General features: G+C 72.0%; 9 protein-coding genes and 1 pseudogene. 8 read left to right on the top strand and 2 right to left on the bottom strand.

The genetic code is table 11. The features are described from left to right. The first annotated feature begins 48 nt into the window (after positions 1–48). The 5 genes and pseudogenes from dpgA to NP777_RS43415 form a co-directional block, all read left to right on the top strand. Positions 49–1122 carry a 3,5-dihydroxyphenylacetyl-CoA synthase DpgA gene (gene dpgA, locus NP777_RS43435; RefSeq protein WP_256655717.1) on the top strand — a complete coding sequence of 358 codons (1074 nt, stop codon included), beginning with the start codon at positions 49–51 and terminating at the stop codon, positions 1120–1122. A gap of 14 nt (positions 1123–1136) precedes the next feature. Continuing rightward, positions 1137–1796, top strand: a complete 660-nt coding sequence (gene dpgB / locus NP777_RS43430) for an enoyl-CoA-hydratase DpgB (RefSeq protein WP_256655716.1) — start codon at positions 1137–1139, stop codon at positions 1794–1796. Continuing rightward, positions 1793–3070, top strand: coding sequence for a (3,5-dihydroxyphenyl)acetyl-CoA 1,2-dioxygenase DpgC (gene dpgC, locus NP777_RS43425; protein WP_256655715.1), 1278 nt, complete (start codon positions 1793–1795; stop codon positions 3068–3070). Before dpgB ends, dpgC begins: the two co-directional genes overlap by 4 nt. Before the next feature lie 41 nt (positions 3071–3111). Then, positions 3112–4605 (top strand): tryptophan 7-halogenase, encoded by a 1494-nt coding sequence (locus NP777_RS43420; protein WP_256655714.1) that lies wholly within the window; start codon positions 3112–3114, stop codon positions 4603–4605. A gap of 2 nt (positions 4606–4607) precedes the next feature. Then, positions 4608–5399 (top strand): annotated as a pseudogene (locus tag NP777_RS43415) (alpha/beta fold hydrolase); the annotation flags it as partial. Here the strand turns inward: NP777_RS43415 and NP777_RS43410 are convergent. After that, positions 5398–6795 (bottom strand): sensor histidine kinase, encoded by a 1398-nt coding sequence (locus NP777_RS43410; protein ID WP_256655713.1) that lies wholly within the window; start codon positions 6793–6795, stop codon positions 5398–5400. The pseudogene NP777_RS43415 and the gene NP777_RS43410 sit on opposite strands and share 2 nt — an antisense overlap. An 8-nt stretch (positions 6796–6803) precedes the next feature. Then, positions 6804–7457 carry a response regulator transcription factor gene (locus NP777_RS43405; protein ID WP_020866837.1) on the bottom strand — a complete coding sequence of 218 codons (654 nt, stop codon included), beginning with the start codon at positions 7455–7457 and terminating at the stop codon, positions 6804–6806. A 222-nt stretch (positions 7458–7679) separates the two neighbouring features. On the opposite strand from NP777_RS43405, the gene NP777_RS43400 reads away from it, so the two are divergent. From NP777_RS43400 to NP777_RS43390, 3 genes are all read left to right on the top strand, one after another. Continuing rightward, a complete protein-coding gene (locus NP777_RS43400; RefSeq protein ID WP_020866836.1) occupies positions 7680–7886 on the top strand; it encodes an MbtH family protein in 207 nt (68 codons plus the stop codon). Positions 7887–7940: 54 nt separating this feature from the next. Next, positions 7941–9935: an ABC transporter ATP-binding protein gene (locus NP777_RS43395; RefSeq protein ID WP_256655744.1), complete on the top strand. Its 1995-nt coding sequence runs from the start codon at positions 7941–7943 to the stop codon at positions 9933–9935. 68 nt (positions 9936–10003) lie between these two features. Continuing rightward, positions 10004–14393: amino acid adenylation domain-containing protein (locus tag NP777_RS43390; protein WP_256655712.1), on the top strand; the 4390-nt coding region annotated here is incomplete at its 3' end.

Raw genomic sequence — 14393 nt, 5'->3', positions numbered from 1 at the left:
CAGTCGCCGGCCCCGGAGCAAGCCGCGTATGTGGGGGTGGACCTTCCGATGACCCTGGCAGCCGAGCTACGGCCCCGCGCCCTCGGCGTGGGGACGGCGGTGACATCCACGTCGTACACCCAGCAGGAGGTGCTCGACGCCTTCGAGATCACCGACCCCAAGATCCGTTCGGTCTTCCTCAACAGCGCCATCGACCGCCGCCATCTGACGCTCCCGCCGCCCGACGGCAAGGGCGGCCGCGTCCCCGAACCGCAGGGCGACCTGCTCGACAAGCACAAGGCCAAGGCCATCGAGATGGGTGCGGAGGCGCTGCGCGCCTGCCTCAAGCGGGCCGGTGCCGAACTGGCCGAGCTGCGCCACCTGTGCTGTGTGACCTCCACCGGGCTGCTCACGCCGGGGCTGAGCGCCCTGCTCATCAAGGAGCTCGGCATCGACCGGCACTGCAGCCGCTCCGACATCGTGGGCATGGGCTGCAACGCCGGGCTGAACGCCCTGGGCGTGGTCGCGGGCTGGGCCGCCGCCCACCCCGGCGAACTCGCCGTGGTGCTCTGCGCCGAAGCCTGCTCCGCCGCGTACGCGATCGACTCCACGATGCGCACCGCCGTCGTGAACAGCCTCTTCGGGGACGGCGCGAGCGCGATCGCGCTCCGCTCAGGACCGGACGGCGTGGCCGGCCCCGAGGGGCCGCGCATCCTCAAGTTCGCCAGCTGCATCATCCCGGACGCCTCCGACGCCATGCGCTACGACTGGGACCGCGAACAGGGCCGCTTCAGCTTCTACCTGGACCCGCAGATCCCGTATGTGGTCGGCGCCCATGCCGAACTGGTCGTGGACCGGCTGCTGGCGGACACCGGGCTGCGCCGCAGCGACATCTCCCACTGGCTGGTGCACTCGGGCGGCAAGAAGGTCATCGACGCCGTCGTCGTCAACCTGGGCCTCACCCGGTACGACGTCCGGCACACCGTCGGTGTGCTGCGCGACTACGGCAACGTGTCCAGCGGCTCGTTCCTGTTCTCCTACGAACGGCTCCTGGACGAGGGAGTCGCCAAACCGGGTGAGTACGGCGTGCTGATGACCATGGGGCCCGGCTCCACGATCGAGACGGCGCTGGTCCAGTGGTGAGTGCGGAGGGTGTCATGGAAGAACTGCTGACCGTGGCGATCGACGGGGCCGAGCCGCCCACCGCCGCGACCGTGAACGCCGTACAGGCCGTGTGCGACAAGGCCGAGGACCGCCCCGGCCGCGGAGTCCTCGCCGTACGGGTCGGCGGCGCCCCGGCGGCGGGCTGGACCGGCGGCCTCGATGTGATGCACATCAGCAAGTGGGAGCGGACACTGCGCCGGCTGGAGCGGCTGCCCCGGGCCACCGTCGCGGTGGCCTCGGGCGACTGCGGCGGCGCGGCCCTGGACGCCTTCCTCGCCTGCGACGTCCGGGTGGTCACCCCGGGCACCCGGCTGCTCGTCCACGGCGACTCCGCGGCGACCTGGCCCGGCATGGCGGCCTATCGGCTCGTCCAGCTCGCCGGACCCGCGCGGGTCCGCCGGGCGCTGCTGTTCGGAGTGCCCATCGAGGCCCCCGAGGCGCTCGCGCTCGGCGTGGCCGACGAGCTGGCCGACGACCCGGCCGGTGCGATCGCGGCCGCCGCCGGGCTGGTCGGCGGGCTGGCCGGAAAGGAGCTCGCGATCCGGCGGCAGCTGCTCTTCGACGCCGCCACGACCAGCTTCGAGGACGCCCTCGGCCCTCATCTGGCCGCCTGCGACCGGGTGTTGCGGCGGCCCGCGGTGGAGGCGTCATGACCGTCCCGCTCTGGCCGGAGCTGCGGCAGGCGGCCCACCGCGTCGACGAACTGGTGGCGAAACTGCCCGCACCCGGCGCCCGGGAATCTGAGGAGCGGGCCGAGCTCGCCGCGGCCAAGGACACCGTCCGGGCGCTGCGGACGCGCTATCTGCACACCCACGCCGACGCCGTGTACGACCACCTCACCAGCGGCGGCGCCGACGAGCTCCGCATCGCCGAACTCGTCGGCGCCGCCGCGGACGCCTTCCCCGCGCTGCTCCCCACGGCCGGGCAGCTCGCGGCCGACCGCGCCCGGCGGCAGGCGGACAAGGAGGGGTACGAGATCGATCAGGGCATCTTCCTGCGCGCCGTGCTGGCCTCGCCCCGGTCCGGGCCGCATCTGCTCGACGCGATGCTCCGGCCGACACTGCGGGCGCTGCGGCTGCTGCCGGAGTTCACGAGGACCGGCGTCCTCGAGACGACGTCCGTGCGGATGGAGCGGCGCGACGGCGCGGCGTATCTGACGATGTGCCGGGACGACTGCCTGAACGCCGAGGACGAGCAGCAGGTCGACGACATGGAGACCGCCGTCGACCTCGCGCTGCTCGACCCGGAGGTGCGGGTCGGGGTGGTGCGCGGCGGCCCGATGAGCCATCCCCGCTACCGGGGCCGACGGGTGTTCAGCGCGGGCATCAACCTCAAGAGCCTGCACGCAGGGGCCATTTCGCTGGTCGGCTTTCTGCTCCGGCGCGAGCTGGGCTATATCCACAAGCTGGTCAGGGGAGTGCGCACGGACACCGCGCCCTGGCACTCCCCGACGGTCGAGAAGCCGTGGGTCGCGGCCGTCGAGACGTTCGCCATCGGCGGCGGCACCCAGCTGCTGCTCGTCTTCGACCATGTGCTCGCCGCGTCGGACGCCTGTCTCAGCCTGCCCGCGGCCCGGGAGGGCATCGTCCCCGGTGCGGCGAACTTCCGGCTCGGCCGGCACACCGGACCCCGGATCTCCCGGCAGGTCATCCTTCAAGGCCGCCGGATCCGGGCCACCGAACCCGACGCCCGGCTGCTGATCGACGAGGTGGTCGAGCCGGAGGGGATGGACACGGCCGTGGCCGGCGCCGTGGAACGGCTCGGCGGCCCGGCGGTCGTGCCCAACCGGCGGATGCTGGGCGGGGCGGAGGAGCCGGTCGAGGAGTTCCGCCGCTATATGGCCGAGTTCGCGCTGCAGCAGGCGCTGCGCCTGTACGGCGAGGACGTCATCGGCAAGGTCGGCCGGTTCGCGGGGCGGGGCGCATGACCGCTACTCAGAAGAGCAACGCACGCCATGAGGGGGAAACCATGAGCAGTGAGGGTCGTGAGCAGTACGACGTCGTGGTGGTCGGGGGCGGTCCCGGCGGTTCTACGCTGGCCGCGCTCGTCGCCATGCGGGGCCACCGGGTCCTGATTCTGGAGAAGGAGACGTTTCCGCGGTATCAGATCGGCGAGTCGCTGCTGCCGTCCACGATCCACGGCGTCTGCCGGATGACCGGGGTCGCGGAGAAGCTGGCCGCGGCCGGGTTCACCCCGAAGAAGGGCGGCACGTTCCGCTGGGGTGCCAACGCCGAGCCGTGGACGTTCTCCTTCTCGGTGTCCCCGAAGATCGCGGGTGCCACCTCGCACGCGTACCAGGTCGAGCGCTCGAAGTTCGACAACATCCTGCTGGAACACGCGGTGGAGAAGGGCGCCGAGGTCCGCTTCCAGACGTCGGTCTCCGATGTGCTCGAGGACGGTGAGCGGGTCACGGGCGTGCGGTACACCGACGCGGGCGGCACCGAGCACGAGGTGCACGCCACGTACGTCGTGGACGCGTCGGGCAACGGCAGCCGGCTGCACAAGCGGGTGGGCGGCACCCGGGAGTACTCGCAGTTCTTCCGCAGCCTCGCGCTGTTCGGCTACTTCCAGGGCGGCAAGCGGCTGCCCGCCCCCAACTCGGGCAACATCCTGTCCGTGGCGTTCGAGAGCGGCTGGTTCTGGTACATCCCGCTCACCCCCGACCTCACCAGCGTCGGCGCCGTCGTCCGGCGGGAGAACGCCGAAAAGATCCAGGGCGATCCGGAGCGGGCCCTGCTGGCGCTCATCGACGAATGCCCGCTGATCAAGGAGTATCTGTCGGACGCCAGCCGGGTGACGGAGGGCCAGTACGGCCAGCTGCGGGTGCGCAAGGACTACTCGTACCACCAGACCAAGTTCTGGCGGCCCGGCCTCGTGCTCATCGGCGACGCCGCCTGCTTCGTCGACCCGGTCTTCTCCTCCGGCGTCCACCTGGCCACCTACAGCGCCCTGCTGGCGGCCCGCTCGATCAGCAGCAGCCTGGCCGGGATCGTGTCCGAGGAGGCGGCGTTCACCGAGTTCGAGGCCCGCTACCGCCGGGAGTACGGCGTCTTCTACGAGTTCCTGATGTCCTTCTACGACATGCACGTGGACGAGAACTCCTACTTCTGGTCGGCGAAGAAGGTCACCCACAACCAGCACACCGAGCTGGAGTCGTTCGTCGAGCTGGTGGCGGGCGTGTCGTCCTCGGAGTTCGACCTCGACGGGGCCGAGTCGGCCGCGACGCGCATGAAGTCCAAGTCGGCGGAGTTCGTCTCCGCCATCGACGAGATGTCCGCCGACGCCGAGGGGAACATGACACCGCTGTTCCGCTCCTCCGCGGTGCGCCAGGCGATGCAGGAGGGCGCGCAGGTGCAGAGCCGGGCCTTCCTCGGCGAGGACCTCGGCCCCGATGTGCCGATGTTCCCCGGCGGGCTCATCACCTCCGACGACGGCATGCTCTGGCAGCCGGGGCCGGCCTGACGATGCCTGTCGTCCGGATCAACGGGATCCAGCTCAACTACGAGGAGCACGGAACGGGGGACCCGGTCGTCATGGTGACCGGCACCGGGGCCCCCGGCCGGATGTGGCGCACCCACCAGGTGCCCGCGCTCAAGGCGGCCGGCTTCAAGGTGATCACCGTGGACAACCGCGGGATCCCGCCGAGCGATCCCTGCGCCGAGGGCTTCACCCTCGATGACATGGCGGCGGACATCGCGGGCCTCATCGAGCACCTCGGCGCGGGTCCGTGCCGGGTCGTGGGCTTCTCCCTGGGCGGCATCATCGTCCAGGAGCTGCTCCTGGCCCGGCCCGAACTCGTCCGGTCGGCCGTGCTGATGGCGACCAGCGGCCGGGCCGACACCTTCGCCACCGCCCAGGCGATCGCGGAGATGGACCTGGCCGACAGCGGGGTGAAGCTGCCGCCCCGCTACGCCGCCTATGTCAACGCGCTGCAGAGTCTGTCCCCGCAGACGCTGGCCGATGAGCAACGGCTGCGCGACTGGCTGGACATCTTCGAGATCTCCGCCGTCGACCTGGCCTCGGTCCGCGGCCAGCTCGGCCTGCAGCTGATCCCCAACCGGCTGCCCGCGTACGCGGCCATCCGCTGCCCGTGCCTGGTCCTGGGCTTCGAGCACGACCTGATCGTACGGCCGCAGCTCACCCGGGAGGTCGCCGACGCCATCCCGGGCGCCCGCTACACCGAGATCTCCGGCTGCGGACACTACGGCTATCTGGAGAAGCCGGCCGCGGTGAACGCCGCGCTCGTCGACTTCTTCACCGCTTCCCTCGCCGCTGGGGTGGCGGCCCCGGGCGGTGGGCGGGTGATGCTCCCGGCCGGTGAGCCGTTGGCGTTTCCTGCCGGTGAGCCGTTGGCGGTTCCTGCCGGTGGTCCGTCGGCGGTCCCTGCCGGTGGGTCGATGGGTGCGGAAAGCCGATCGTGAAGACGAGGCCCCCCTCCGGGCGGGCCTCGACGGCGAGCGTGGCGTCATGCGCCACCGCGACGGCCTGCACGATCGACAGCCCGAGCCCCAGGCCGTCCTTGTTGGTCCGCGGGTCGCCGAGCCGCTGGAACGGCTGGAACATCTGGTCCAGCGCGCTCGGCGGCACCACCGGACCGGAGTTGGCCACGGTCAGGACCGCCCGGCCGGGCGCGTCCGCCGTGGCCACCTCCACCCAGCCGTACGGCTCGTTGTGCCGCAGCGCGTTGTCCACCAGGTTGATGACGAGCCGTTCGGCCAGCTGGCGATGGCCCGCCGCGACCGTTGCCGCGAGCGCACAGCGCAGCGTGACCCGCCGCTGCTCCGCGTCCGTCCGGCGGGTGGCCACGACGTCCCGCGCCAGCCGGTCCAGGTCGAACGGCCGCCGCACCTCGATCCCCGCGTGGCTACGGGCCAAGGTGAGCAACGCCTCGATCATGCGCTCCTGCTGGGCGCCCGCGGCGAGGATCCGTTCGTGCGCCACGCGCAGCGATGCCACGTCCGCGTCGGGATCCGACAGGGCCAGCTGCCCCAGCGTCCGCTGCCGGGCCAGCGGAGTGCGCAGCTCATGCGAGGCGTTGGCGACGAACCGGCGCTGTGCCTCGAACGATGTCTCCAGCCGGCCGAGCAGACCGTCGAAGGTGTCGCCCAGCTCCTTGAGCTCATCGCGCGGGCCCTCGAGGGCGAGGCGCTGATGCAGGCTGGTCGCCGAGATCTCCCGGGCGGCGGCGATGACCGTACGCAGCGGGCGCAGTATCCGCCCCGAGACCACCCAGCCCAGCGCGATCGAGATGACCGACATCAGCCCGAGCGCGATCGCGGACTGCACCAGCAGGTCGTGCAGCACGGCGTCCCGCTGCAGCTCCATGATCTCCCGCGCCGCGGCCGGGAGGACATCGCGCGTGCTCTGCCCGACGCGCCCCCGCGGCGGCGGCACCGGCGAGGAGTGGCCGTCGGTCTCGCCCGCCCGCGGCGCACCGCCGCCCGGTGCGGGCTGCCCGCCGTACAGGGAACCGCCGTTGGAGCCCAGCACCAGCAGATACGTGATCGTCAGCAGCGCCGCCCCGGAGAGCAGGAACAGCGCGCCGTACAGCAGCGTGAGCTTCAGCCGGACCGTACGCCGGGGCAGCGGCGAACCCGCGAGCCGGGCGGTGAGCCGGGACAGCGGAGACATCAGCCGGGACAGCGGAGACATCGGCGGCCTCAGATCCGGTAGCCGCGCTTGGCGACGGTCTCGATCACCGGCGGATCGCCCAGCTTGGCCCGCAGCCTGCTGATGGTGATCTTCACGGCGCTGGTGAACGGATCGGCCGCCTCGTCCCACACCCGCTCCAGCAGCTCCTCCGCCGACACCGCCCGCCCCTTGGCCGACAGCAGCAGCTCCAGCACCCCGAACTCCTTGGGCGCCAGCTCCAGCGGCCGGCCCGCCCGAGCGGCCTTGCGGCGCGCCGTGTCCACCACCAGGTCGCCGTGGTGCACCACCGGCGGCACGGCCGGATGCGCCCGCCGCGCCAGCGCGCCGATCCGGGCGATCAGCACCGGGAAGTCGAACGGCTTCGCCAGATAGTCATCGGCCCCGAGATTGAGCCCGTCGACCAGATCCTCCGCCGAGGCCGCCGCGGTCAGCATCAACACCCTGCTGCGGCAGCCGGACGCGATCAGCTCGGAGCAGATCTCGTCGCCGTGCATCCCGGGCAGATCCCGGTCCAGCACGATCACGTCGTAGTCACTGAGCAGCGCCCGCTCAAGACCGCTCTCCCCGTCGAACGCCACATCGACGGCCAGCTGCGCCCGCCGTAAGCCGACGGCCACCGCCTGCGCCATTTCCTGGTCGTCCTCCACCACGAGTACGCGCACCCGCTCCCCCTCCTCGGTCTGTCCAACCGGCCCTGTTCGGCCCTGCCCCCTGGACAACGGGATCCAGAATGCCCCGGCTCCGGTTTCCGCGGGGTTTCACCCGTTGTCCAAGTGCAGAGAATACGCGGTTGGACGCCACTTCAATAGTCGACCTTGCCGCTCCCGATGGGCCCTCGTTACCTTGAATTCCGGCCCGCTCCAGGGAAGTTGGAAGGAGTGAAGATGACCAATCCGTTCGACGACGAAAACGGTTCCTTTCTGGTCCTGCTGAACGACGAGGGCCAGTATTCGCTGTGGCCCGCCTTTGCCGAGGTACCGGCCGGCTGGCGCGTCGTATTCGGCGAGGACGCCCGCAAGAACTGCCTGGACTACATCGAGGAGAACTGGCGCGACATGCGCCCCAAGAGCCTCATCGACCAGCTCACATAGGTCGGAACGACCCAAGCCGAGGAGAGCGTCGTGTCCATAGGCGGCCCAGGGCCGATGATGATTCGCGCGGTGGGCCCCGACCCATCCGTGACCAAGCAGAAAATAAAGGCGGGGACCGCGAAACGGATTCTTCCGTATACCCGGCCGTACCGCGTCAGCATCTGTCTGCTGCTGCTCATGACCGTGCTGAACGCCGCGATTGTGGTGGCCACCCCCATCCTGTTCAAATACCTCATCGACAATGGCATCGCCGAACATGATTCCGATGTCGTCGTGGGTATCGCCGTGGCGGTCGGCGGACTGGCGGTCCTCGGCGCGCTGCTGGGGTTCGGCGAGGCGTGGTACTCGGCCCGGGTCAGCGAGGGGCTCGTCTACGGGCTGCGCACCGAGGTCTTCGACCATGTGCAGCGCCAGCCGCTCGCGTTCTTCACCCGGGCCCAGACCGGCGCCCTGGTCAGCCGGCTCAACGCGGATGTGGTCGGGGCCCAGCAGGCCCTGACCTCACTGCTGTCCACGGTCGTCTCGGCCGCGCTCACCCTGCTGTTCGTCCTCATCACGATGTTCTACCTGTCCTGGGTGATCACCCTGATCTCCCTGGTCGTGCTGCCCTTCTTCATCCTCCCCGGCAAGGTCGTCGGGCGCCGGCTGCAGCGGCTCATGCGCTCCCAGATGGAGCAGAACGCCGAAATGGGCGCGCTGATGAACGAGCGCTTCAACGTGACCGGCGCCCTGCTGGCCAAGCTGTACGGCCGGCCCAGCCGGGAGCTGCGCCAGTTCACCAAGCTGGCCGGCAAGGTCCGCGACCTCGGCGTCCTGACCGCGGTCAACGGCAAGCTGCTCTTCCTGTCGATGGTCCTCCTCGGCGCGCTCGCCACCGCCGTGGTCTACGGCGTCGGCGGCCGCCTCGTCATCGACGACGCCTTCGAGATCGGCACCCTGGTGGCCCTGGCCACGCTGCTCACCCGGCTCTTCGGCCCCATCAACCAGCTCTCCAGCGCCCAGGCCAACGTGGTCACCGCCCTGGTCAGCTTCGACCGGCTCTTCGAGATCCTCGACCTCAAGCCGCTCATCTCCGAGAAGCCCGACGCGATCGCCCTGCCCCGCGACGGCGCGCCCGAGATCGTCTTCGACGGCGTCTCGTTCTCGTACCCGGCCGCCGCGGAGGTCTCGCTCGCCTCCCTCGAATCGATCGCCATCCCACGGCCGGAGCGCACCAGGAACGACTGGACCCTGCGCGAGCTGAGCTTCCGGCTGCCCGCCGGGAAGCTCACCGCCCTCGTCGGCCCCTCCGGCGCCGGCAAGACCACCATCACCCATCTCGTACCCCGGCTGTACGACCCCGGCGAGGGCACCGTCAGCATCGACGGACACGACCTCCGGGACCTCACACTGGAGTCCCTCTACGACACCATCGGCGTCGTCACCCAGGACGCCTATCTCTTCCACGCCACCATCGGCGACAACCTCCGCTACGCCCGCCCGGAGGCCACCGAGCAGGAGATGGTCGACGCCTGCAAGGCCGCCCAGATCTGGGGTCTGATCGAGTCCCTGCCCGATGGCTTCGACACCGTCGTCGGCGACCGCGGCTACCGGCTCTCGGGTGGCGAGAAGCAGCGCATCGCCATGGCCCGGCTGCTGCTCAAGGCGCCGCCGGTCGTCGTCCTCGACGAGGCCACGGCGCACCTCGACTCCGAGTCCGAGGCCGCGCTGCAGCGGGCGCTGGAAACCGCGCTCGCGGGGCGCACCTCGCTGGTGATCGCCCACCGGCTGTCCACCATCCGCGACGCCGACCAGATCCTCGTGATCGACGGCGGCCGGGTGCGGGAGAGCGGCACCCATGAGGAACTCCTCGCTCTGGGTGGGCTCTACGCGGAGCTGTACCGCACGCAGTTCGCGGGGCGTGGCGGGCCGGACGGGCATGCGGCGCCGCCCAATGGGCGTGGACCGGTGCCGCCGCTTGGCCACGGGCCGGTGGGCAACGGGCATGCGCCGGGACCCCATCCGGGCATGCGGGCGATACCCGGCGGCCCGCCTCCCGGCCACGGCTGAGCACGGCTGAGCACGTACCTCCGGTCACCGCCATCGCGTACCGCAGTAGGCAGCAGAGGGAGACATCCATGCATGGCACGACCGAATCCTCGCGACCGCTGGGCGAGTTGTTCGACGCCCAGGTGGCCGAGTCGCCGGACGCGGTGGCGGTGGTCGGCGCGGACGGTCTGGAGTGGTCGTACGCGGAGCTGGGGGCGCGGGCGGACCGGGTGGCCGGGGCGCTGGCCGCGCGCGGGGTACGGCGCGGTGACCTCGTGGCGGTGGTGCTGGGCCGGTCCGCCGAACTGGTGGCGGTGTGGCTGGGGGTGGCCAAGGCCGGGGCCGGGTTCGTTCCGGTGGATCCGGCGTATCCGGCCGAGCGCGCCGGATGGCTGGTCGAGGACGCCGGGCCGGTACTGGCGGTGTGCTCGGAGGAGACGCGGGAGTTGGTTCCGGCCGGGGTGGAGTGCCTGGTCTGGGATCCGGCCGCGGAGGGTGAATCGGCGCCCGCGGTGTCCGTGGGCGCCGACGATGTGGCGTATGTGATCTACACGTCGGGATCGACGGGCCGTCCCAAGGGTGTGCTCGTGACCCATCGCGGCATCGGCAACCTGGCGGCCGCGCAGATCGAGCGCTTCGCGGTGGACGCCGCCGCGCGGGTGCTGCAGCTGGCGTCGTTGAGCTTCGACGCCGCGGTCTCCGAGATCTGCATGGCGTTGCTTTCGGGTGCCGCGCTGGTGATGGCGGACGCGGACAGGTTGCCGCCGCAGGGGTCGTTGAGCGAGACGGTGGCGGAGTACGGCGTCACGCACGCCACCGTGCCGCCGTCGGTGCTGGCCACGGTGGAGGAGCTGCCGGAGAGCCTGCGGACACTGGTGGTGGCGGGTGAGGTGTGCCCGCCGGGGCTGGTGGAGCGATGGGCCCCCGGCCGGCGGATGATCAACGCATACGGCCCGACCGAGGTCACCGTGTGCGCGACGATGAGCGAGCCCCTGGTGCGGTCGGGGCCGGTGCCGATCGGTGGGCCGATCGCCAACACGCGGGTGTTCGTGCTGGACGAGCGTCTGCGGCCGGTTCCCGACGGTGTGCTGGGCGAGCTGTATGTCGCGGGACCGGGGCTCGCGCGGGGCTATCTGCGCCGTCCGGGGCTGACCGCGGAACGCTTCGTGGCCTGCCCGTTCACGGACGGGCGGATGTATCGCACGGGCGACCTCGCCCGGCGGACGGCCGACGGTCAGCTGGTCTTCGGCGGGCGCGCCGATGAGCAGGTGAAGGTCCGTGGCTTCCGGGTGGAGCCGGGTGAGGTCGAGGCCGTTCTCGCCGGGCACCGGAGCGTCGGCCACGTCGCCGTGGTCGTACGGGAGGACCGCCCCGGGGACCGGCGGCTCGTGGCCTACGTCGTCCCCGAGGGGGACCTCGTCGACGCCGGCGGGCTGCGGGAGTACGTGGCCGAGCGGCTGCCGGAGTACATGGTGCCCGCCGCGGTCGTCGCCCTGGACGCCCTTCCGGTCACGGTCAACGGCAAGCTGGACCGGGCCGCCCTTCCCGCCCCCGACTTCACCGGCGCCGCCGAGGGCCGTGGTCCGCGGACACCCACCGAAGAGGTGCTCTGCCGGCTCTACGGCGAGATCCTCGGCCTGGAGCGGGTCAGCGCGGTGGCGTCCTTCTTCGAGCTCGGCGGCGATTCGATTCTGACCATGCTGCTGGTGTCGGTGGCCCGGCGCGCCGGGCTGGTGATCGCCCCGTACCAGGTGTTCGAGCTCGCCACCCCGGCCCGCCTCGCCGGCGTCGCCGAACCGCTGGACGCGGGCGCCGCGACGGGCGACCGGGCGCGGGGCGCCGGACACCTGCCGCTCTCCCCGGCCATGCACGAACTGCTGGACCACGAGGGACTTCAACGGCCCACGAGACCCGAGGTGGCCGCGGGGTTCCGGTCGGCCGCGCTGGACCTTCCGGCCGGTGCGGACCTGGCCGACATCGCCCGTGCGCTGCAGGCCGTCGTCGATCGCCACGACATGCTGCGGGCCCGGCTCGAGACCACCCCGGAGCGGCGGCTGACCGTGCCCCCGGCCGGGGCGGTGTCCGTCCGGCCCTGGACGCGGCGGGTGGCGACGGCAGGCATGGACGCCGACCAGCTCCAGCAGCGGCTCACCGCCGAGTCGGCCGCGGCCGGGCGGCGGCTGGACCGGCGGGCCGGGGTGATGGCCCAGGCCGTGTGGTGCGACAACGGGCCGGACGCGCCGGGGCGGCTGCTCGTCGTGGCGGACCGGCTGGTGGCCGATGCGGTGTCCTGGCGGATCCTGCTGGAGGACGTGGCCGCCGCCGTCGCGGGGCGGGAGACGGCGGCCGTCCCGACATCGTTCCGCCACTGGACACGGGCCTTGGCCACGCAGGCCGACAGTCCGCGGCGGCGTGCGGAGCTGCCCGCCTGGACCGAACTCCTCGCCTCGGGTGACCCGTTGCTCACCGTCCGGCCCGCCGACCCGGCCCGCGACGCGAACGCCCCGGTGCGGCGCGCCTCCGTACGCATCCCGGCCGACACCACGGCGGCGGTGCTGACCGGCCTGCCGAACGCGTTCCACACCGGGGCCGAGACCGTCCTGCTGACCGGGCTGACCGCGGCCCTCGCCGCCTGGCGCGACGGCCAGGACCGGACCGGTGGCTTCCTCGTGGACGTGGCGGTGCCGGACCACGGACGTGGCGCCCTGGGCAGCGACGCCGATCTCTCCCGCACCGTCGGCGCGTTCGCGCACAGCCACCCCGTACGGCTCGACACCGGGCCCGTCGACCTCGCGGAGATCCGCATCGGTGGGCCCGCGGCGGGCCGGGCCGTGCGGCAGATCAAGGAACAGCTCCGGGCCGTCCCCGGCGATGGACTCGGCTACGGCCTGCTGCGCCACCTCAACCCCGAAACCGCCGCCACGCTCGCCGCCCTGCCCACCCCGCAGCTCGGCTTCACCGCCCCGGGCGACGACGACCGGCCGCCCACCCACCCGCTCGAAGCGGCGGCCCGCGTCGAGGGAGCCGAACTGGTCCTCAGCCTGGACTGGCCGGACCCCCTGCTCACCGAACCGGCCGCCCGGCGCCTGCTCGAAACGTGGGCGGAGACGCTGTCCGGCCTCGCCGCACACACCGGCGGCGGCCATACGCCGTCCGACTTCCCGCTGATGGCGCTCGACCAGGCCCAGATCGAGGAGCTGGAGGCCGAGGTGGCGGGCGGCGTGGTCGACGTACTGCCGCTGTCACCGCTCCAGGAGGGTCTGCTCTTCCACGCGATGTTCGATGAGCGGGAGCGGGACATCTATGTGGAGCAGAAGGTCCTGGAACTCGAAGGGCCCCTGGACGTAGGAAAGTTGCGCGCCACCTGGGAGTCGCTCGTCGCACGGCACGGCAGCCTGCGCACCGGCTTCCGCCGCCTGGTCGGCGTGGACGACCCCGTCCAGGTGATCGCCCGCCACGTCACCCTGCCCTGGCACGAGGTGGACCTGTCGCACCTCGGCGCCGAGGCGGCGGGAGCCCTGGCGGACCGGCTGGAGAGCGCGGAACGGGCCCGCCGCTTCGACCTCGCCGCCCCGCCCCTGGCACGAATCCTGCTGGTGAAGACCGGCCCCGACCGCCATCGCATGGTCGTGACCCTGCACCACATCGTGCTCGACGGCTGGTCGCTGCGGATCCTCATCCGCGAGCTGTGGACCGGCTATGCGGCCGGTGGCGACACCCGCGAACTACCGCCGACCACGCCCTACGGCGAATATCTGGCCTGGCTGCGCCGCCAGGACCGGGAGGCGGCCCGCGCCGCCTGGCAGCGGGCGCTCGACGGCGTGTCCGAGCCGACGACGGTCGCCGCGCTCGACCCTAACGCCGAACCCATCCTCACCCGCAAGGTCCTCGCCGAGACCGGCGACCATCTGGCCGGTGCGCTGCGAGAGCTCGCCTGCGCCCACGGGGTCACGCTGAACACCGTGCTCCAGGTGGCCTGGGCCCAGGTCGTCGGCAAGCTCACCGGCCGGAGCGATGTGGTGTTCGGCGCCGCGGTGGCCGGCCGCCCGCCGGAGCTGGTGGGGATGGCGGACATGCTGGGGCTCTTCATCAACACGATCCCCGTACGGGTCCGGCTGCGCCCGGCCGACTCGATCGCCCACCTGCTCAGCGTGGTGCAGGCCCAGCAGACGACGCTGCTCGGCCACCAGCACCTCGGCCTCAAGGAGATCCAGCGCCTGGCCGGACCGGGCGCCGCCTTCGACACCCTGATGGCCTTCGAGAACTTCCACGCGGGCGAGACCGGACCGGCCGCCCCCCTGCGGCTGACCACCAGCACGACCCGGATGGCCACCACCTTCCCGCTGACGCTGGGGGTGGACCCGGCGGACGAGCTGAAGTTCTGGCTGGACTACCGCCCGGACGCGTTCGACGAGGACGCCGCCCGGGGCGTGATACGGCGGCTGGTGCGGGTGCTGGAGCAGATGGCGGCGGATCCGT

The organism is Streptomyces rugosispiralis (assembly GCF_024505145.1).
GTDB lineage: Bacteria > Actinomycetota > Actinomycetes > Streptomycetales > Streptomycetaceae > Streptomyces > Streptomyces rugosispiralis.
This window is presented reverse-complemented; position numbering and strand designations above follow the sequence as displayed.

What these genes read in the sequence shown, in the direction of transcription:
- dpgA (WP_256655717.1), top strand. Translation starts at nt 49, where the DNA reads ATGACCCTGGCAGCCGAGCTACGGCCCCGCGCCCTCGGCGTGGGGACG.
- dpgB (WP_256655716.1), top strand. Translation starts at nt 1,137, where the DNA reads ATGGAAGAACTGCTGACCGTGGCGATCGACGGGGCCGAGCCGCCCACC.
- dpgC (WP_256655715.1), top strand. Translation starts at nt 1,793, where the DNA reads ATGACCGTCCCGCTCTGGCCGGAGCTGCGGCAGGCGGCCCACCGCGTC.
- NP777_RS43420 (WP_256655714.1), top strand. Translation starts at nt 3,112, where the DNA reads ATGAGCAGTGAGGGTCGTGAGCAGTACGACGTCGTGGTGGTCGGGGGC.
- NP777_RS43410 (WP_256655713.1), bottom strand. Translation starts at nt 6,795, where the DNA reads ATGTCTCCGCTGTCCCGGCTGATGTCTCCGCTGTCCCGGCTCACCGCC.
- NP777_RS43400 (WP_020866836.1), top strand. Translation starts at nt 7,680, where the DNA reads ATGACCAATCCGTTCGACGACGAAAACGGTTCCTTTCTGGTCCTGCTG.
- NP777_RS43395 (WP_256655744.1), top strand. Translation starts at nt 7,941, where the DNA reads ATGATGATTCGCGCGGTGGGCCCCGACCCATCCGTGACCAAGCAGAAA.